The following is a 19016-nucleotide window of genomic DNA, read 5'->3' as shown; positions in this document are numbered from 1 at the left end:
CGATGTCGCCGCAGGCATTCCTACGCCTGAACGACTATCACGACAACGAATTCAATCAATCGAGTCATGCATCAGCGCGATCTGGACACAGCAAGCATCACGGTCTGACTGCGACGGCCCTATCACTTCGCAAGGGTTCCGTGCCACCGATGGAGATTCCGTGCGGCCGTCGAAAAGGCCGGACGTGGCGCGCGCACGCCCTTCGCGCACGGCGGGGGGTGGCGTGTCCGTCAGGCCAGCCGTTCGATGATCGTCACGTTCGCCTGTCCCCCGCCCTCGCACATCACCTGGAGCCCGAGCCGGCCCCCCGTGCGCTCCAACTCGTACAGCAGGGTCGTCATCAGGCGTGCGCCGGTCGCGCCCAGCGGGTGGCCGAGCGCGATCGCGCCGCCGTTGACGTTGACCTTCGCCGGGTTGGCGCCCGTCTCCTTGAGCCAGGCGAGGACGACCGGGGCGAACGCCTCGTTGATCTCGACGAGGTCGATGTCGTCGAGGGTGAGTCCGGTCTTCTTCAGCGCGCGGGCGGTGGCCGGTATCGGGGCGGAGAGCATCCGGATGGGGTCCTCGCCGCGGACGGAGAGGTGGTGGATGCGGGCCCGCGGGGTCAGGCCGTGCTCGCGGACCGCGGCCTCGCCGGCGAGCAGCAGTGCCGCGGCGCCGTCGGAGACCTGGGAGGAGCAGGCGGCGGTGATGGTGCCGCCGGGCACGACCGGGTCCAGGGCCGCCATCTTCTCCAGGGAGGTGTCGCGGCGCGGGCCCTCGTCGCGTACGACGTCGCCGTACGGGACGGTCTCGCGGTCGAAGCGGCCCTCGTCGAGGGCGCGGACGGCGCGCTCGTGGGAGCGCAGGGCGTACTCCTCCTGGTCGCGGCGGGTGATGCCCCACTGCGCGGCGATCAACTCGGCGCCGTGGAACTGGTTCACCGGCTGGTCGCCGTAGCGTGCGCGCCAGCCCTCGCTGCCGGCGAAGGGGCCCTCGGTCAGTCCGAGCGGGTCGGCCGCCTGGCGGGAGGCGTACGCGATGGGGATCATCGACATGTTCTGGGTGCCGCCCGCGACCACCAGGTCCTGGGTGCCGGAGAGCACGGCCTGCGCGGCGAAGTGGACGGCCTGCTGGGACGATCCGCACTGGCGGTCCACGGTCACGCCCGGCACCTCCTGCGGCAGCCCCGCGGCCAGCCACGCCGTGCGGGCGATGTCACCGGCCTGCGGGCCGACCGCGTCCAGGCAGCCGAAGACGACGTCGTCGACCGCGGCCGGGTCGATGCCGGAGCGTTGGACGAGCGCGGTCAGTACGTGGGCGCCCAGGTCGGCGGGGTGGACCCGGGCCAGTCCGCCCCGGCGCCTGCCGACCGGGGTGCGGACCGCTTCGACGACGTATGCTTCGGCCATCTCGCTCTCCTCCTGCTCATGTCTATGTGCGTACGGCGATGCCGTCCAGGACCATCGACAGGTACTGGCGGGCGATCTCCTCGGGGCTGTGCTGTCCGCCCGGGCGGTACCAGGACGCGGCGACCCACACCGTGTCGCGCACGAAGCGGTAAGCCAGCCGGACGTCGAGGTCGGCGCGGAAGACGCCGTCGGCGACGCCGCGCTCCAGCGTCCCCAGCCACGCCTGCTCGAACTTCCGCTGCGAGTCCGTGAGGTAGTGGAAACGGGGCTGCGCGGCGAGCGCGCGGGACTCCTTCTGATAGATCGCGACCGCGGCCCGGTGCCGGTCGATCTCCCGGAAGGACTCGGTGACCAGCGCCTCGATGGTCTCGCGTGGGCCGAGGTCGGCGCCGAGCACCGCGTCGTACCCCTGCCAGAGCTCGTCCAGGAAGGTGGAGAGGATCTCGTCCAACATCGACTCCTTGGAGTCGAAGTGGTAGTAGAGGCTGCCGGCGAGCATGCCGGCCTCGTCCGCGATGCGGCGGACGGTGGTCGCGTTGTAGCCCTGGGCCGCGAACACCTCGGCGGCGAGGCGGAGCAGTTCGCGACGGCGCTCGGGCGAGGCCGTCACCTGGGTCTTCTTCGTCTTCGGCACGACTCCATTGTCCGTGCGCCTTCTTGCGCCCGCTTGCGCAACTGGACGGGGGCGCCGTTGCCCTGCGGTGCGTTGGTCTCCACCGGTCGGTGGTGGGCTTGTCGCATGGCGAAACGGGGCCGGCTCATGCGCGTTGGCTGCTGACCGAGACGACCTCGCCCGTCAGGTAGGACGCGTAGTCGCTGGCCAGGAAGACGATGGTGTTCGCGACCTCCCACGGCTGCGCGTACCGGCCGAACGCCTCCCGCTCGGTCAGCTCCGCCAGCAGCTCGGCCGAGGTCACCTTCGCCAGGTGCGGGTGCATCGCGAGGCTGGGGGCGACGGCGTTGATCCGTACGCCGTACTCCGCCGCCTCGATCGCGGAGCAGCGGGTCAGCGCCATGACGCCCGCCTTCGCCGCCGCGTAGTGCGCCTGGCCGGCCTGGGCGCGCCAGCCGACGACGGACGCGTTGTTGACGATCACACCGCCGCGGCCGGTCGTGCGGAAGGCCCGCAGGGCGGCGCGGGTGCAGCGGAAGGTGCCGTTCAGGGTGACGTCCAGGACGCGGCTCCACTGGTCGTCGGTCATGTCGACGACGGTGGCCGTGCCGCCGAGGCCGGCGTTGTTGACGACGACGTCCAGCCCGCCGTGCTCCTCGACGGTGCGCGCGAAGAGGGCGCCGACCTGGGCCTCGTCGGTGACGTCGCAGGGCTGGGCGGCGACCGCGTCCGTACCGAACTCGTCGGCGAGCGCGGCCCGCGACTCGGCGAGGCGGCGTTCGTGGGCGTCGCTGATGACGACCCGGGCGCCCTCCTCCAGGAAGCGGCGGGCGGTCGCGCCGCCGATGCCGGCGCCGGCCGCCGCGGTGATCACGGCGGTGCGGCCGGTGAGCAGGCCGTGGCCCGGTACGTAGGCGGGGGCCGGTGCTCCCGGTGCGGTCCGCTCCCTGTTGTTCGCCACGTGGGCACGTTAACCTACCAAACACTTGTTAGGGAAGGGTGGGTGTCGTCGTGGACCTGCAACTCGGCGTCGAGGAGGAGGCGTTCCGCCGCGAAGCCCGTGACTGGCTCGCCGCGCACGTGCCCCGTGAACCCCTCCCGTCCCTGGAGACGGGCGAAGGGTTCGCCGAACACCGCAAGTGGGAGGCAGAGTTGGCGGCGGACCGCTGGTCGGCGGTGTCGTGGCCGGTCGCGTACGGCGGCCGGGGCGCCGACCTCGTGCGCTGGCTCCTCTTCGAGGAGGAGTACTGGGCGGCGGGCGCGCCCGGCCGCGTCTCGCAGAACGGCATCAGCCTGCTGGCGCCCACCCTCTTCGACCACGGCACGGCCGAGCAGCGCGCGCGGGTGCTGCCGTCGATGGCGAGCGGCGAGGTGGTCTGGGCGCAGGCGTGGTCCGAGCCGGAGGCGGGGTCCGACCTCGCGGCGCTGCGGTCGCGCGCGGTGCGCACGGAGGGGGGCTGGCTGTTGCGGGGGCAGAAGACGTGGTCGTCCCGGGCGGCCTTCGCGGACCGGGCGTTCGGGATCTTCCGCACCGACGAGAAGGTGGACCGGCCGCACCGGGGGCTGACGTATCTGATGTTCGACCTCGCGGCGCCGGGCGTGACCGTGCGCCCCATCGGCCGGCTCGACGGCAAGCCGGCCTTCGCGGAACTCTTCCTGGACGACGTCTTCGTCCCCGACGACGACGTCATCGGCGAGCCCGGGCAGGGCTGGCGCATCGCGATGTCCACGACCGGCAACGAGCGCGGGCTCACGCTCCGCTCCCCCGGCCGCTTCCTCGCCGCCGCCGACCGGCTCGTGGCGCAATGGCGCACGGCGGGAGCGCCTGGCGGGGCGCTCGGCGACCGGGTCGCGGACGCGGTGATCGGGGCGCGCGCGTATCAACTCTTCACCTGGGCCGCGGCGTCCCGGTCCGCGGCGGGCGAGCAGCTCGGCGCGGAGTCCAGCCTCAACAAGGTCTTCTGGTCCGAGTACGACATCGCGCTCCACGAGACCGCGCTCGACCTGCTGGGCGAGGAGGGCGAGTGCGCGGACACGGCGTGGGCGGAGGGCCATCTCTTCGCCCTCGCCGGCCCCATTTACGCCGGGACGAACGAGATCCAGCGCGACATCATCGCCGAGCGGCTGCTCGGCCTCCCGAAGGGCCGCCGCTGATGCGCTTCTTGCTGACGGACGAACAACGCGCCTTCGCCGCGTCGCTGGACGCGATGCTCGCCGCGGCCGACGCGCCTGCCGCGGCGCGCGCGTGGGCCGCGGGCGACCTCGCGCCGGGGCGCGCGCTGTGGGCGCGGCTCGCGGAGGCGGGACTCTTCGCGCTCGCGGCGGACGAGGCGTACGGGGGCGTCGGGCTACTGCCGGTGGAATTGGCCGTTGGCTTCGTGGAGTTGGGCCGGCACGCGGTGCCGGGCCCGGTGGTGGAGACCGCGGCGGCTGCGGTCTTGTTGGGCGGGGCGGGCGGGGCGGGCGCGGGGCGGCTGATTCCCGGGCTGGTACGCGGCGGGACCGTGGCGACGCTGGCGCTGTCCGGAGCCGGCCGCTTCGCACTGGACGCGGACGCGGCGGACCTGGTGCTGGCGGAGTCGGCCGGCACGCTGCGGCTCGCGCCCGGGCACACCGGTCCCGTCCGGGTCTCGTCGGACCCGGTGCGGCGGCTGGCGGAGCCGGCGGAGGGCGGCGAGGTGCTGGCGACGGGCGTGGACCCGACCGACGCGGCGCTGCTCGCCCGCCTGTTGACGGCGGCGCAGTCCCTCGGCGTGGGCCTGGCCCTGCTGGACCGTACGGTCGCGTACGTGACGCAACGGGTCCAGTTCGGCGTCCCGGTCGGCTCCTTCCAGGCGGTGAAGCACCGCATCGCGGACACGCTGGTGGGCCTGGAGTTCGCGCGTCCGCTGGTGTACGGAGCTGCGGTCACGCTGGACGGGCGGGATGTGGCGGCGGCGAAGGTGGCGACGGGGGAGGCGGTTTACGCGGCGGCGGGGGCGGCGCTCCAACTCCACGGTGCGGTGGGCTACACGGACGAGCTGGACCTCGCGCTCTGGCTCCGCAAGGCCCGCCCCTTGCGGGGTGCGTGGGGCACGCCGAGCGCGTGCCGCGAGCTGGTGCGGACGAGCGGCTGAGCCATCCGCCACGGGGGCGGGCCTGCGCTGTCGGCTGCGACCCGCCTGTGGTTGCTCGCGCAGTTCCGCCCCCTGTGCCACCTGGACATCCCCGCCGTGACGGTACGGACGCGTTGCCACCCGCGGCCCGGTGGTGGGCTGTTCGCGCAGTTCCCCGCGCCCCTAAAACCCTCACCCCCAGCCCGCAGGGCTACGGCGGGTGGTACAGCCCCGCGCGGTCAGGGGGTTCCGGGGTCCCCCACACCCACAGGGCACGGCGACGCGGGGGACTGCGCGGTCTGGGGCTGCGAGGGGGTGTGGCTGGCCCTGCGGGAGGCTACTTACGGCGGACCGTGCGCAGGGGGGCGCCCGGGTGCCACGATCGGACCACCAGTTCGTTGTCCTCCACCGACGTGCGGACCGCCTCCGTGACGTCCGCGCGGAAGAGGTGGAACGGCTCCGGCGGGCGGACGCCCTCCACGAAGCGGGCGAACTCTTCGGAGTCGGCGGTCACCGGGGTCGCGCGGCCCGACACGCGGACGTCGCCGAGTTGGGAGGCAGCGGCGCCCTCGCCCGGGTTCGCGTGGAGTGCGAAGCGCGGGTCGCGCAGGAGGTCCTTCGCCTTCCAGGAGTCGTACATCATGCCCAGGTACAGCTCGCCGTCGCGGAAGTTGACCTCCAGCCCGCTCACCCGGGGCGAGCCGTCCTTGCGGAGCGTGGCGAGGACGTGGTGCAGGTGCTGTTGGAAGCGGGCTTGGACGGTGTCCGCGAAATCGGGCTCGGCGGCGTGGAAGTCCGCCCAGGAGGTGTCGGTGCTCATGGGCACCACCTCAGCAGAGAATCCGGACACCTGCTGTCTGGGATTAACGGACGATGCCCCGCGCCCGCGCCGCCGCCAGCCACCTCGGGAACTCCCCCAGCAACCGGTCGTACAGCTCCTTGTCCGAGACCTTCGAGGGCTCCTCGCCCGCGTGGAAGAAGCCGGCGTTGTCCACGGCGCGCTTGGTGGGGACCGGGAGGTCGTCGAGCTTGCGCAGGAAGTCGAACTGCTTGCTGCTGGTGTTGCCGAAGCCGACGAACTGCCAGAACAGCGGCAGCTTGGAGGACTTGCACAGATAGCGCTCGGCCGCGAGCTTGTTGATCGGGCCGCCGTCGGTCTGGAAGACCACCAGCGCGGGGTCCCTCGCGCCGGCGTCCTGCTGGTCGACGTAGTGGTCGATCACCGCGTCCATGGCCAGGTGGTAGCTGGTCTTGCCCATGTGGCCGAGGCCGGCGACGATCTCGGCGACCCTGCCGTGGTGGTTGTCCAGCGCGATCTCGGTGACGGCGTCCACGTCGGTGGAGAAGAAGACCGTGGGGACCCGGCCGTCGTCGTCGACGTTCGCCGACAGGCTCAGGACCCGGTCGGCGAGCGCCTGCACGCTGCCGTCCCGGTAGTAGTCCTTCATCGAGCCCGAGTAGTCCAACACCAGGTAGACCGCGACCCGCTGGCCCTCCATGCCGTGCTTGCGCACCGAGCGGCCGGCCTCCTTGTAGAGACTGACGAGGGCGGGTGCCTTCTCCTGGACCTTGCGGAGGTCGATCATGTCGCGAGATTACGCCATCTGTGCGATATCACCGGCAGGAACGGGGATACACACCGCGGCGCCCGCCCCTTGTCCGGTCGGGGACAGGGCGAGCGCCGCGTTCAGTTCCGTACGCCGTTGTACGGGACGTCTGTGTCGTACGGGACGACCGGTGCCGCTTGCTCAGACCGTGAGCGCACGGTCCGTCGGGCGGATCGGCGCGGGCAGGTCGCTCGCGCCCGTCAGGAAGCGGTCGACGCCGCGCGCGGCCGAACGCCCCTCGGCGATCGCCCACACGATCAGCGACTGACCTCGGCCCGCGTCGCCCGCGACGAACACCCCGTCCACGTTCGTGGCGAAGTCGGCGTCGCGCGCGACGTTGCCGCGCCCGTCCAGCTCCAGGCCGAACTGCTCGACCAGGCCGTTGGACTGGTCGATGCCGGTGAAGCCCATCGCCAGGGTGACGAGCTGCGCCGGGATGCGGCGCTCGGTGCCCGGCTTCGGGGTGAACTTGCCGTCGACGAACTCGACCTCGACGAGGTGCAGGGCCTGCACGTTGCCGTCCTCGTCGCCCTCGAAGTGGGTGGTGGAGACGGAGTACACCCGTCCCTCCTTGCCCCCCGGCGGGCAGGAGGGTCCCTGCTCCGACGCACCGTCGCTCCTCATGCGCGCCAGCTCGGTGGTCTCCTCGTGCGCCGAGGTGACCTTGTACAGCATGGGGAACGTGGGCCACGGCTGGCCCGTGCTGCGCTCCTCGCCCGGCCGGGGCATGATCTCCAGCTGGGTGACGGACGCCGCGCCCTGGCGGTGCGCGGTGCCCACGCAGTCCGCGCCGGTGTCGCCGCCGCCGATGACCACGACGTGCTTGCCCTCGGCGGTGATCGGCGGGGCGACGAAGTCGCCCTCCTGGACCTTGTTGGCGAGCGGCAGGTACTCCATCGCGTAGTGGATGCCGGCCAGCTCGCGCCCGGGCACGGGCAGGTCGCGGGAGACGGTGGCGCCGGCCGCGATGACGACCGCGTCGTACCGGCGGCGCAGCGCGGCGGCGTCGATGTCGCGGCCGATCTCCACCTCGGTGCGGAACTTGGTGCCCTCCGCACGCATCTGCTCGATGCGCCGGTTGATGTGCACCTTCTCCATCTTGAACTCGGGGATGCCGTACCGCAGCAGCCCGCCGATGCGGTCGGCGCGCTCGAAGACGGCGACGGTGTGGCCGGCGCGGGTGAGCTGCTGGGCCGCGGCGAGCCCGGCCGGTCCGGAGCCGATGACGGCCACCGTCTTGCCGGACAGCCGCTCCGGAGGCTGCGGAGTGACGTCCCCGGAGTCCCACGCCTTGTCGATGATGGAGACCTCGACGTTCTTGATGGTGACCGCGGGCTGGCTGATGCCCAGCACGCAGGCCGCCTCGCAGGGCGCGGGGCACAGCCGCCCGGTGAACTCCGGGAAGTTGTTGGTGGCGTGCAGCCGCTCGGAGGCGGCGCTCCAGTCCTCGCGGTAGGCGTAGTCGTTCCACTCGGGGATCAGGTTCCCGAGCGGGCAGCCGTTGTGGCAGAACGGGATGCCGCAGTCCATGCAGCGGCCGGCCTGCTTGCTGATGATCGGCAGCAGGGAGCCGGGTACGTAGACCTCGTTCCAGTCCTTGACGCGCTCGGCGACGGGGCGGGTCTCGGCGACCTCGCGTCCGGTGGTCAGGAAGCCCTTGGGGTCAGCCATTGGTCGCCGCCTCCATCATCTTCTCGGTGGTCTCCTGCTCGGAGAGACCGGCGAGCTCAGCGGCGTCCTTGGCGGCGAGCACTGCCTTGTACGTGGTCGGGATGATCTTGCTGAACCGGGCGGCGCTCGCCGGCCAGTCGGCGAGCAGCTTCTCGGCGACGGTGGAACCCGTCTCCTCCTGGTGGCGGCGCACCACGTCGTGCAGCCACTGCTGGTCGGCCTCGCTCGGGGCCTCGACGGCGGCGAGGTTGCCGGCGTTGACGTTGTCCCGGTCGAGGTCGATGACGTACGCGACGCCGCCGGACATGCCGGCCGCGAAGTTGCGTCCGGTCTCGCCGAGCACGACGGCGTGGCCGCCGGTCATGTACTCGCAGCCGTGGTCGCCGACGCCCTCGGAGACGACGGTCGCGCCGGAGTTGCGGACGCAGAAGCGCTCGCCGGTGCGGCCCCGCAGGAAGATCTCGCCGCCGGTGGCTCCGTACGCGATGGTGTTGCCCGCGATGGTGGAGTACTCGGCGAGGTGGTCGGCGCCGCGGTCGGGGCGGACCACGATCCGGCCGCCGGACAGGCCCTTGCCGACGTAGTCGTTGGAGTCGCCCTCCAGTCGCAGGGTGACGCCGCGCGGCACGAAGGCGCCGAAGGACTGGCCCGCGGAGCCGGTGAAGGTGATGTCGATCGTGTCGTCCGGCAGGCCCGCGCCGCCGAAGCGGCGGGTGACCTCGTGGCCGAGCATGGTGCCGACGGTGCGGTTGATGTTGCGGATGGCGACCTGGGCGCGCACCGGCTGGGCGGCTTCGGCGGAGTCCGCGGAGAGCGCGTCGGCGGCCAGCTTGATGAGCTGGTTGTCGAGCGCCTTCTCCAGGGCGTGGTCCTGGGACACCAGGGCGTGGCGGACCGCGCCTTCGGGCAGCTCGGGCACGTGGAAGAGCGGGGCCAGGTCGAGGCCCTGGGCCTTGAAGTGGGTCACGGCCCGCTCGGTGTCGAGCAGTTCGGCGTGGCCGACGGCCTCCTGGAGGGTGCGGAAGCCCAGTTCGGCGAGGAGTTCGCGGACCTCTTCGGCGATGTACTCGAAGAAGGTGACGACGTGCTCGGCCTGGCCGGCGTACCGCTCGCGCAGCACCGGGTTCTGGGTGGCGATGCCGACGGGGCAGGTGTCCAGGTGGCAGACGCGCATCATGACGCAGCCGGAGACGACCAGCGGCGCGGTCGCGAAGCCGAACTCCTCGGCGCCGAGCAGCGCGGCGATGACCACGTCGCGGCCGGTCTTGAGCTGGCCGTCGGTCTGCACGACGATCCGGTCCCGCAGGCCGTTGAGCAGCAGCGTCTGCTGGGTCTCGGCGAGGCCCAGCTCCCAGGGGCCGCCCGCGTGCTTGAGGCTGGTGAGCGGGGAGGCGCCGGTGCCGCCGTCGTGGCCGGAGATCAGCACGACGTCGGCGTGCGCCTTGGAGACGCCCGCGGCGACCGTGCCCACGCCGACCTCGGAGACCAGCTTCACGTGGATGCGGGCCTGCGGGTTGGCGTTCTTCAGGTCGTGGATGAGCTGGGCGAGGTCCTCGATCGAGTAGATGTCGTGGTGCGGCGGCGGCGAGATCAGGCCGACGCCCGGGGTGGAGTGCCGGGTCTTGGCGACCCAGGGGTACACCTTGGGGCCGGGCAGCTGGCCGCCCTCGCCTGGCTTGGCGCCCTGGGCCATCTTGATCTGGATGTCGTCCGCGTTCACCAGGTACTCGCTGGTGACGCCGAAGCGGCCGGAGGCGACCTGCTTGATGGCGGAGCGCCGGGTGGGGTCGTAGAGGCGCTCGGGGTCCTCGCCGCCCTCGCCGGTGTTCGACTTGCCGCCGAGCCGGTTCATGGCGATCGCCAGCGTCTCGTGGGCCTCGCGGGAGATCGAGCCGTACGACATGGCGCCGGTGGAGAAGCGCTTGACGATCTCGGAGACCGGCTCGACCTCGTCCAGCGGGACGGGCGTGCGGTCGGCGGCGAAGCCGAACAGGCCGCGGAGCGTCATCAGCCGCTCGGACTGCTCGTTCACCCGCTGCGTGTACTGCTTGAAGACGTCGTAGCGACCGCTGCGGGTGGAGTGCTGGAGGCGGAAGACCGTCTCGGGGTCGAACAGGTGCGGCTCGCCCTCGCGGCGCCACTGGTACTCGCCGCCGATCTCCAGCGCGCGGTGCGCCGGGGCGAGGCCGGAGGCCGGGTACGCCTTGGCGTGGCGGGCGGCGACCTCGTCGGCGATCACCGCGAGGCCGGCGCCGCTGATCTTGGAGGCGGTGCCGTGGAAGTACTGCTCGACGAAGCCCTCGTCGAGCCCGATGGCCTCGAAGACCTGGGCGCCGCGGTAGGAGGCCACGGTGGAGATGCCCATCTTGGACATCACCTTCAGCACGCCCTTGCCGAGGGCGTAGATCAGGTTGCGGATGGCCTGCTCGGGCTCGATGCCGTCGATGAACGTGCCCGCGCGGACCAGGTCCTCCACGGACTCCATGGCCAGGTACGGGTTGACCGCGGCGGCGCCGTAGCCGATGAGCAGCGCGACGTGGTGCACCTCGCGGACGTCACCGGCCTCCACCAGCAGCCCGACGTGGGTGCGCTGCTTGGTGCGGATGAGGTGGTGGTGGACCGCGGAGGTCAGCAGCAGCGAGGGGATCGGGGCGTGCTCGGCGTCCGAATGGCGGTCGGAGAGCACGATCAGCCGGGCGCCGTCCTCGATGGCGGTGTCCACTTCGGCGCAGACGGCGTCGAGGCGGGCGGCGAGGTCGACGTGGCCGCCGCCGACGCGGTAGAGGCCGGAGATGGTCGCGGCCTTCATGCCGGGCATGTCGCCGTCGGCGTTGATGTGGATGAGCTTGGCCAGCTCGTCGTTGTCGATCACCGGGAACGGCAGGGTCACGCTGCGACAGGACGCGGCCGTCGGCGCGAGCAGGTTGCCGCCCGGGCCGAGGGAGGAGTGCAGGGAGGTGACCAGCTCTTCCCGGATGGCGTCCAGCGGCGGGTTCGTGACCTGCGCGAACAGTTGGGTGAAGTAGTCGAAGAGCAGCCGGGGCCGGGCGGAGATGGCGGCGATCGGGGAGTCCGTGCCCATGGAGCCGATGGGCTCCATGCCGGCGCGCGCCATGGGGGCGAGCAGGACGCGCAGCTCTTCCTCGGTGTAGCCGAAGGTCTGCTGGCGGCGGGTGACGGAGGCGTGGGTGTGGACGACGTGCTCGCGCTCGGGCAGGTCGCCCAGGCCGATGATGCCGGCCTGGAGCCACTCCTCGTAGGGCTGCTCGGCGGCGAGGGTGGACTTGATCTCGTCGTCCTCGATGATGCGGTGCTCGGCGGTGTCCACGAGGAACATCCGGCCGGGCTGGAGGCGGCCCTTGCGGACGACCTTCGCGGGGTCGATGTCGAGGACGCCGACCTCGGAGGAGAGCACCACGAGGCCGTCGTCGGTGACCCAGTAGCGGCCCGGCCGCAGACCGTTGCGGTCCAGGACCGCGCCGACCTGGACGCCGTCGGTGAAGGTGACGCAGGCGGGGCCGTCCCAGGGCTCCATCATCGTGGAGTGGTACTGGTAGAAGGCGCGGCGGGCCGGGTCCATCGAGTCGTGGTTCTCCCACGCCTCGGGGACCATCATCAGCACCGCGTGCGGCAGGGAGCGCCCGCCGAGGTGGAGCAGTTCCAGGACCTCGTCGAAGGAGGCGGAGTCGGAGGCGTCCGGAGTGCAGACGGGGAAGATCCGCTCCAGGTCGCCCTTGCCGAAGAGCTCGGTGGCGAGCTGCGACTCGCGGGCCCGCATCCAGTTGCGGTTGCCCTTGACGGTGTTGATCTCGCCGTTGTGCGCCACGAAGCGGTACGGGTGGGCCAGCGGCCAGCTCGGGAAGGTGTTCGTGGAGAACCGCGAGTGCACCAGGGCGACGGCGGTGGCGCAGCGGCGGTCGGAGAGGTCCGGGAAGAACGGCTCCAGCTGCCCGGTGGTGAGCATGCCCTTGTAGACGATGGTGCGCGCGGAGAGCGACGGGAAGTACACGCCGGCCTCGCGCTCGGCGCGCTTGCGCAGCACGAACGCCTTGCGGTCCAGCTCCAGGCCGGTGCTGTCGCCGTTGCTGACGAAGAGCTGGCGGAAGACGGGCATGGTGGCGCGGGCGCCGTTGCCGAGCAGGTCCGGGGTGGTGGGGACAGCGCGCCAGCCGAGGACGGTCAGGCCCTCGTCCGCGGCGATCGTCTCGATCCGCGAGACGGCGTCCTCGGTGCCGTCCACGGGCAGGAAGGCGATGCCGACGGCGTACGAGCCGGCCTCGGGCAGCTCGATGCCGCTGACCTCGCGCAGGAACGCGTCCGGCACCTGGAGCAGGATTCCGGCGCCGTCTCCCGAGTCGGGCTCGGAGCCGGTCGCACCGCGGTGCTCCAGGTTCCGCAGGACCGTCAGCGCCTGTTCCACCAGCTCGTGGCTGGCAACACCGGTCAGGGTGGCCACGAACCCGACGCCGCAGGCGTCGTGTTCGTTACGGGGGTCGTACATCCCCTGGGGGGCGGGGCGACCGTCCATGGGCGACCAGGCGTCGGAACGCATCGGCTCTCCCGTCGTCGTCGTGGCATGTGCTGTGCCGAGGGACGACGTTGGCCCTCTGCGAATTTTGTGCAGGTTACATGATGGACTGATTCCCAGAAAGTGGATTCTTCATTCCAACATGCGGACATGTGGTGGGGTGACCGATGAGGGTCCCACGGGGGTTCCACTGAGGTTCCACGGGGTCCCGCGGAGGCTCCGCGGGCAGGGGGAAGGGGGGCTGGTGCTGTCGGCGCGGGCTTCTTTGCCCGTAGCGCTTTCGGCTCATGCCCGGTGGTGGGCGATTCGAAACCGCGATGTCCGCTGTGTTTCGTGGACGTCACGCACAGTCTCTCACCCCGTGGCGTTCCCGTCCCGGGGAGCTACGTCACACGGCCCGCCGCGCCCTGCTCCGCGGGAGCGTGCCCATGCGCGCCCCTGGACGGCCTCGCCACCTCTGTACGGGGACTTTGGTCTCCGCGCCCCGGTGGGTGGCTTGTCGCGCAGTTCCGCCCCCATGCCCTGCGGGCATGGGGGGACCCCCAGCGCCCCTGTTTCGCTACCCCCGTCGATCGGGTGACGATCGCGCCGGGGGCTGACACTCCGCCCCTACGCCCAGAGGGCGTGGGGGACTCCAGCGCTCCTGGACACTCTCACCGTTCCCCTGCGGAAGCATTGGTCTCCGCGGACGGTGGTGGGCTGTTCGCGCAGTTCCCCGCGCCCCTAAAACCCCGTGCCCCAGGCCGCAGGCGAGTGACGGGGCAGCGAAACAGGGGCGCTGGGGGTCCCCCGTGCCCACAGGGGCGTAGGGGGCAGAACTGCGCGACAAGCCACAGAGCAGCCGCAGAGACGCACGCTCCCGCAGGAAAGCGGCGGGGCGTTTAGGGGCGCGGGGAACGGCGCGAACAGCCCACCACGGCCCGCGGAGACCAACGCCACCGCAGGGAGACGGCGCCGGCGTCCACAGGCGCCGAGGGTCCCCCCGTGCCCGCAGGGCACAGGGGGCGGAGCTGCGCGAACAGCCACAGACGGGGCGCGGAGGTCGACGCAGCCGCAGGGAGACGGCGCGGGCGCCAGGGGCCCAGCCGCGCGCAGCTAGAGCGCGGCGCCCAGTAGGGTGCCCAGGCCGTACGTCAGGGCCGCCGCGACACCGCCGAGCACCAGCTGCCGCAGCCCGCTGAACCACCAGCTCCGCGCCGTCACCCGGGCCACCAGCGCCCCCGCAGCGAACAGCCCCAGCAGCGCCAGCAGCACCGCCGGCCACAGCGCACTCGCGCCCAGCAGGTACGGCAGCACCGGCACCAGCGCTCCCAGCGCGAACGCGCCGAACGAGGAGACCGCCGCGACCAGCGGCGACGGCAGGTCGTCCGGGTCGATCCCCAGCTCCTCGCGCGCGTGGATCTCCAGCGCCTGCTCGGGGTCCTTGGACAGCTGCATCGCGACCTCGCGGGCGAGCGCGGGCTCGACGCCCCGCGCCACGTACAACCCCGCCAGCTCCTCCATCTCGTCCACCGGGTGCTTGCGCAACTCGCGCCGCTCCACGTCCAGTTCCGCCTGGACCAGCTCGCGCTGGGAGGCCACCGATGTGTACTCCCCCGCCGCCATGGAGAACGCGCCCGCCGCGAGCCCCGCCAGCCCCGTGATGACGACGGTCTGCGAGGACGCCGCGCCGCCCGCGACACCGGTCATCAGGGCGAGGTTGGAGACCAGCCCGTCCATCGCGCCGAAGACCGCCGGCCGCAGCCAGCCGCCGTTGACGTCGCGGTGCGTGTGGTTGTCGCGGTGCGCTTCGTGCAGCGTCGCGGCGGACTCGATGATGGACATGCCTCTCCCCTTGCTTCCCCGTCCGTTCACGGCGGAACCGACTCACAGCGGAACTGATCGTTCCGCCCCCTCGAACACCATCGAAAATACGCGCGATGTAAGGGGCGCGCTAGCAAGGTAGGCCGTACTTACCTGGGCTTCCACGGCACTTGCCTGGGCTCTCCCGGGTGACAGTCGGGGTGACAGGGACGTTTCTCAGACTCGTCCCGCGCCGCGTGTGGCACAGATTGCAGGCAAAGGCTCGCGCGCGCGAAAGGGGCCCTCCTCATGGAGCTCGTTGCATGCAATCCCGCCGATCCGTTCGACCCCGCGCCACGGCCGTCGGCCGCCCCCGCGCCCACCCGGCGCGACCGCGCCTGCGGCGCGCTGCTCGGCCTCGCGGTGGGCGACGCGCTCGGCGCGCCCGCGGAGAACCTGCGCCCCTCCGAGATCCGTCGCCGCTGGGGCCGCATCGAAGGGTTCGTCGACGACGACCCGGCCGGCACCGACGACACCGAGTACGCCATCTTCTCCGGCCTCCTCCTCGCCCGGCACGGCTCCGCGCTGACCGTCGCCCACGTGGAGAAGGCTTGGCACCACTGGATCGCTGACCTGGACGAAGGCCCCTTCAGGGGCGCGGGTTTCAGCGAGCGCGGCACCCTGGAGAACCTGCGGCGCGGGCTCGCCGCCCCCATCTCGGCGCAGCACCGGCACGCCTGGAGCGACGGACTCGCGATGCGGGCCGCGCCGTTCGGGGTGTTCGCGGCCGGCCGGCCCCTGGAGGCGGCCAGACTGGTGGCCATCGACGGCTCCGTCAGCCACGACGGCGAGGGCATCTACGGCGGCCAGGCGGTCGCCGCGGGCGTCGCAGCCGCGATGACCGGCGCGGGTCCCGCCGGGGTCATCGGGGCCGCGCTGTCGGTGATCCCGATGGACTCCTGGACGGCGCGTTCGCTGCGCCGCGGAGTGGTCACCGCACAGCGCACGTACCCCGACACCCTGACGATGGAGCGCGCCGTGCGGTCGTCGGTGGTCATCGGCGGCTACCCGTGGACGGACCTCGCGCCGGAGGCGGTGGGGCTGGCCTTCGGCGCGTTCGCGGCGGCCCGCGGTGACTTCCGGGGCTCGGTGCTGACCGCGGTCAACATGGGCCGGGACGCGGACACGACCGCGGCGGTCGCGGGGGCACTGGCCGGCGCGGTCCACGGGGCCGCGGCGATCCCCGAGGCGTGGGCGTCGGCGATCGGCCCGGTGCGCGGCAGTTGTCTGCCGTCGATGGCCGGTCAGCACGTGCTCGACGTCGCCGATCTGCTCACCCCGGACGACGACCCGAAGGCGGCGTCGTGACCACCGGAGCGCAGCCCGGCGCCGAGGGCACCGGCCGCACCGCCGCATCAGCCCGTACGAGTACGAGTACGGATCCAGGCACGGACACCGGCACCAGCACCGGCACCGGCAAGCGGCGTACGCTGCGCACCTCGTCCACCGCAGGAACGGTCCGCCTCCCCGACGCCGCCCCACCGGCGCCCCCGTCGCCACCGCACGCTTCGGCCCTCGAAGGCGCCCGCGTCGTCATCGCACCCCCCGCCGACGCCGCCCGCCCGCCCGCCCGTCACAAGGGCCCCGACCTCCGGACGCGCCCCGTGGAGGGCCTGTTGCTCGGCCTCGCCGCCGGGGACGCCGCCGGCTGGCCCGCCGCGCGGCACCGGGCGGCCCGGATGCCCGAGTGGACCCGGCGCCTGACGCGGGAGTTGGACACCTTCGCCGAGCAGAACGCGACGACCACCCTCCCCGTCCCCATCGCGCTCAACCAACCCCCCGAGCCCCTGCGCCTCGGCCCGTCCGACGACGCCGAGTGGGCCGCCTTCGCGGCCGAGACCGTACTCACCGCGGCCGGTGACCTGTTCGCGAGCCTCGCCCCGGAACGACGGCTGCGCGCCGCCGTCGACCTGGCCTGGAACTCGCTCGCCGCCGAGGTCGCCGCAGCCGCGGCCCGTGCGCCCGAGGTCGAGTCGGCCGTGCTGCCGCTGCGCGCCCGGATCTCCGTACGCGCCGGGCTCGGCAACCTCGCTACCGGGCTGCGCCCGCCGGCGACCGGCCACGACAACCCGCACTACTTCGACGACGCCGCCTGCGTCCGGGCGGCCGTCCTCGCGGTCGTCCATCCCGGGGACCCCGACGCCGCCGCCGCGCTCGCGGAGTTCGACGCGCGCTACACCCAGGACGGCGACGGGGTACACGGCGCCCGCGCGATGGCCGCGGCGGTCGCCGCCGCGCTCGGAGGCGCGGGCGTGGACGACGCCGTGGACGCGGCGCTCGCCCAACTGCCGGACTCGACCGAGATCGGCCGCAACGCCCAGCACGCGGTGCGCCTCGCCCGCTCCATGGAGGGCGACTGCGTCGCGTTCGACCTCGTCCCCCTGCTGGAGCACCAGATCGTCGACCACGTCTACAGCTACGGGATCGCCGCGGCGGAGACCGTTCCGGTGGCGCTCGCGGTCGTGACGGCGGCCCGTGGACGGGTGGCCGAGGCCGTGCCGACCGCGGCCTGCCTGTCGCGCGTGGCGGACTCGGCGCCCGCGCTCGCGGGGGCGCTCACCGGCGTCCTGGGCGGCGGCGGCGCGATCCCCGACACCTGGCGGCAGGCGTGCCGCACCCTCGCGGGCTGCGCCCTGCCCCGGCTTGCCGGCACGGACCTGGTGGAACTCGCCGAGCGGCTCGCACCCACGGAACCGACCGCCCGAGGTGGACAATTCCGACATGACATCAATGGCACCAATGATGCCGATCACGCACACATCGCCGGGACTCGATGACCGCGTCGCCGGCGCCCTGGTCGGCGCGGCCGTGGGGGACGCGCTCGGCGGCCCCGTCGAGGGATACGCCCCCGAGCAGATCGCCGAGCGCCACGGCGGCCGGGTCCAGGGCGTGGTCGGCCCCTGGAACGGCGCCGAGTGGCGCACCGCGCGCCCCATCGCGCCGTACCACAAGGGCGACGGGCACGTCACCGACGACACCCTGATGACGCACGCGCTGATCCGGGTGTACGCCACGGTCCGCGACCACCTCGACGCGTATGCGGTCGCCGACCACCTGGTCCCGGACCTGATGACCACCCCGCGCTGGATCCCCGAACTCGAAGCGGAGGCGCTGCCGCTGCAAAGGCTCTTCCTCGCCGAGAAGTGGCTGGTGGCACGGGTCCACTACGGCCACGTCGACCCGCGCGAGGCGGGCGTCGGCAACATCGTCAACTGCGGCGCCGCGATGTACATGGCCCCCGTGGGCCTGGTGAACGCGGCCGACCCGGCCGCCGCGTACGCCGAAGCCCTGGACGTCGCCGGCGCGCACCAGTCCTCGTACGGGCGGGAGGCGGCGGGCGTCTTCGCGGCGGCCGTGGCCGCGGCCTGCGCCCCCGGCGCCACCCCCGCGTCCGTCGTGGACGCGGCGCTCGCGCTGGCGAAGGACGGCACGCGGACGGCGATCGAGGCGGTCGCCGAAGTCGCCGTACGGCACACGGACTTCGAGCCCGCGCTCACCGCGCTGCGCGCGGCGGTCGCGCCCTTCGACACGGTGGGCCCGGACTACCGCGCCCCCTCGCTCGGGGCGCGCCGGCCGTCGCGGCTGCACGCGATCGAGGAGCTGCCGATCGCCCTCGGGATGCTGCTGATCGGCGGCGGGGACTACCGGCGCACGGTGCTGGGCTCCGTCAACTACGGCCGGGACTGCGACTCCATCGCCACCATGGCGGGCGCGATCGCGGGCGCCCTGCACGGCGAGGCGGCGATCCCGCGGGAGTGGTCGAAGACCGTGGCCGAGGCGAGCCGGCTGGATCTGCACGCTCCGGCCCGCGAACTGGCCGCGGTCGCCCGCGAGGTCTTCGCCCGCGACGTCGAACGCCGCCGCACCCACGAGGAAGACTTCGCCCTCCTGGCGGGTGACCCCAAGTGACCCCGCCCGCGCCGCCCACCCTTCCGACCGGGGGTGGCCACCCGCGCGCAGGACGCACGCCGACGATCGCGCCCGAACGGGTACGGAGCAGCGCGCGCGTTCCGGACGCCGCACCCGCCCCGGCGGGCGGCCCTGTCTGCCCTCGGACGCCCCGTGCCGCACGGCGCCCTGGCACGGCCGCACCACGGCGACGCTCCTCTCGCCCCAGGGCAGGTATGCCGGACCCTGCCGGGCTTGCCACCCCGCCGCTCCCCGCAGCCCTTCGGGCACGGGAGAAGGACCCCGGTGCCGTCGTCACTCGCCGATGGCCCCCTGCGCCCTGCGGGCACGGCGGGCGCGTCGCACCGGCCTCCTCGGGCT

13 protein-coding genes are annotated in these 19016 nt (G+C 72.9%); 5 read left to right on the top strand and 8 right to left on the bottom strand.

What is annotated here, in order from left to right:
• Positions 1 to 230 precede the first annotated feature (230 nt).
• The 3 genes from ABZ842_RS29880 to ABZ842_RS29870 all read right to left on the bottom strand — a co-directional run bounded on the left by ABZ842_RS29880 (position 231) and on the right by ABZ842_RS29870 (position 2965).
• Positions 231 to 1391 (bottom strand): acetyl-CoA C-acetyltransferase, encoded by a 1161-nt coding sequence (locus ABZ842_RS29880; protein WP_361543514.1) that lies wholly within the window; start codon positions 1389 to 1391, stop codon positions 231 to 233.
• A gap of 22 nt (positions 1392 to 1413) precedes the next feature.
• Entirely contained in the window at positions 1414 to 2025 is a 612-nt protein-coding gene (locus ABZ842_RS29875) for a TetR/AcrR family transcriptional regulator (protein ID WP_361543511.1), read from the bottom strand.
• Between the two features lie 124 nt (positions 2026 to 2149).
• Positions 2150 to 2965: an SDR family oxidoreductase gene (locus ABZ842_RS29870; RefSeq protein ID WP_361543508.1), complete on the bottom strand. Its 816-nt coding sequence runs from the start codon at positions 2963 to 2965 to the stop codon at positions 2150 to 2152.
• 50 nt (positions 2966 to 3015) lie between these two features.
• Between ABZ842_RS29870 and ABZ842_RS29865 the strand changes: the two genes are divergently transcribed.
• Positions 3016 to 4158 carry an acyl-CoA dehydrogenase family protein gene (locus tag ABZ842_RS29865; protein ID WP_361543704.1) on the top strand — a complete coding sequence of 381 codons (1143 nt, stop codon included), beginning with the start codon at positions 3016 to 3018 and terminating at the stop codon, positions 4156 to 4158.
• Positions 4158 to 5120, top strand: a complete 963-nt coding sequence (locus ABZ842_RS29860; protein WP_361543505.1) for an acyl-CoA dehydrogenase family protein — start codon at positions 4158 to 4160, stop codon at positions 5118 to 5120. Before ABZ842_RS29865 ends, ABZ842_RS29860 begins: the two co-directional genes overlap by 1 nt.
• A 316-nt stretch (positions 5121 to 5436) precedes the next feature.
• Here ABZ842_RS29860 and ABZ842_RS29855 read toward each other — a convergent pair whose 3' ends face one another.
• From ABZ842_RS29855 to ABZ842_RS29835, 5 genes are all read right to left on the bottom strand, one after another.
• Entirely contained in the window at positions 5437 to 5919 is a 483-nt protein-coding gene (locus ABZ842_RS29855; RefSeq protein WP_361543502.1) for a pyridoxamine 5'-phosphate oxidase family protein, read from the bottom strand.
• Positions 5920 to 5962: 43 nt separating this feature from the next.
• Positions 5963 to 6685 (bottom strand): VWA domain-containing protein, encoded by a 723-nt coding sequence (locus tag ABZ842_RS29850; RefSeq protein WP_361543499.1) that lies wholly within the window; start codon positions 6683 to 6685, stop codon positions 5963 to 5965.
• Between the two features lie 162 nt (positions 6686 to 6847).
• The gene (locus tag ABZ842_RS29845; protein WP_361543496.1) at positions 6848 to 8377 is read right to left on the bottom strand and encodes a glutamate synthase subunit beta; all 1530 of its coding nucleotides are present in this window, start codon (positions 8375 to 8377) and stop codon (positions 6848 to 6850) included.
• The gene (gene gltB / locus ABZ842_RS29840; protein WP_361543493.1) at positions 8370 to 12929 is read right to left on the bottom strand and encodes a glutamate synthase large subunit; all 4560 of its coding nucleotides are present in this window, start codon (positions 12927 to 12929) and stop codon (positions 8370 to 8372) included. Before gltB ends, ABZ842_RS29845 begins: the two co-directional genes overlap by 8 nt.
• A gap of 1071 nt (positions 12930 to 14000) precedes the next feature.
• Entirely contained in the window at positions 14001 to 14729 is a 729-nt protein-coding gene (locus ABZ842_RS29835; RefSeq protein ID WP_361543490.1) for a VIT1/CCC1 transporter family protein, read from the bottom strand.
• Between the two features lie 267 nt (positions 14730 to 14996).
• Here ABZ842_RS29835 and ABZ842_RS29830 point away from each other — a divergent pair, with 267 nt between their 5' ends.
• Genes ABZ842_RS29830 through ABZ842_RS29820 form a run of 3 tightly spaced genes read left to right on the top strand, consistent with a single transcriptional unit; the run spans position 14997 to position 18656 of the window.
• Positions 14997 to 16055: an ADP-ribosylglycohydrolase family protein gene (locus ABZ842_RS29830; protein WP_361543488.1), complete on the top strand. Its 1059-nt coding sequence runs from the start codon at positions 14997 to 14999 to the stop codon at positions 16053 to 16055.
• Positions 16052 to 17524, top strand: coding sequence for an ADP-ribosylglycohydrolase family protein (locus tag ABZ842_RS29825; protein ID WP_361543485.1), 1473 nt, complete (start codon positions 16052 to 16054; stop codon positions 17522 to 17524). Before ABZ842_RS29830 ends, ABZ842_RS29825 begins: the two co-directional genes overlap by 4 nt.
• Complete coding sequence (locus tag ABZ842_RS29820; protein ID WP_361543701.1) at positions 17478 to 18656, top strand: ADP-ribosylglycohydrolase family protein; 1179 nt, start codon at positions 17478 to 17480, stop codon at positions 18654 to 18656. The genes ABZ842_RS29825 and ABZ842_RS29820 overlap by 47 nt, the downstream gene beginning before the upstream one ends.
• Positions 18657 to 19016: the final 360 nt, after the last annotated feature.

This window comes from Streptomyces sp. NPDC047315 (genome assembly GCF_040643215.1).
Taxonomy (GTDB): Bacteria; Actinomycetota; Actinomycetes; order Streptomycetales; family Streptomycetaceae; genus Streptomyces.
The sequence above is the reverse complement of the archived record's forward strand: the minus strand, read 5'-3'. Positions and strand labels throughout refer to the sequence as shown.

Bases quoted from the DNA above. Each gene is read 5' to 3' on its own strand.
- ABZ842_RS29835 (WP_361543490.1), bottom strand. From the start codon at position 14,729: ATGTCCATCATCGAGTCCGCCGCGACGCTGCACGAAGCGCACCGCGAC.
- ABZ842_RS29850 (WP_361543499.1), bottom strand. From the start codon at position 6,685: ATGATCGACCTCCGCAAGGTCCAGGAGAAGGCACCCGCCCTCGTCAGT.
- ABZ842_RS29855 (WP_361543502.1), bottom strand. From the start codon at position 5,919: ATGAGCACCGACACCTCCTGGGCGGACTTCCACGCCGCCGAGCCCGAT.
- ABZ842_RS29845 (WP_361543496.1), bottom strand. From the start codon at position 8,377: ATGGCTGACCCCAAGGGCTTCCTGACCACCGGACGCGAGGTCGCCGAG.
- ABZ842_RS29820 (WP_361543701.1), top strand. From the start codon at position 17,478: ATGGCACCAATGATGCCGATCACGCACACATCGCCGGGACTCGATGAC.
- gltB (WP_361543493.1), bottom strand. From the start codon at position 12,929: ATGCGTTCCGACGCCTGGTCGCCCATGGACGGTCGCCCCGCCCCCCAG.
- ABZ842_RS29880 (WP_361543514.1), bottom strand. From the start codon at position 1,391: ATGGCCGAAGCATACGTCGTCGAAGCGGTCCGCACCCCGGTCGGCAGG.
- ABZ842_RS29860 (WP_361543505.1), top strand. From the start codon at position 4,158: ATGCGCTTCTTGCTGACGGACGAACAACGCGCCTTCGCCGCGTCGCTG.
- ABZ842_RS29830 (WP_361543488.1), top strand. From the start codon at position 14,997: ATGGAGCTCGTTGCATGCAATCCCGCCGATCCGTTCGACCCCGCGCCA.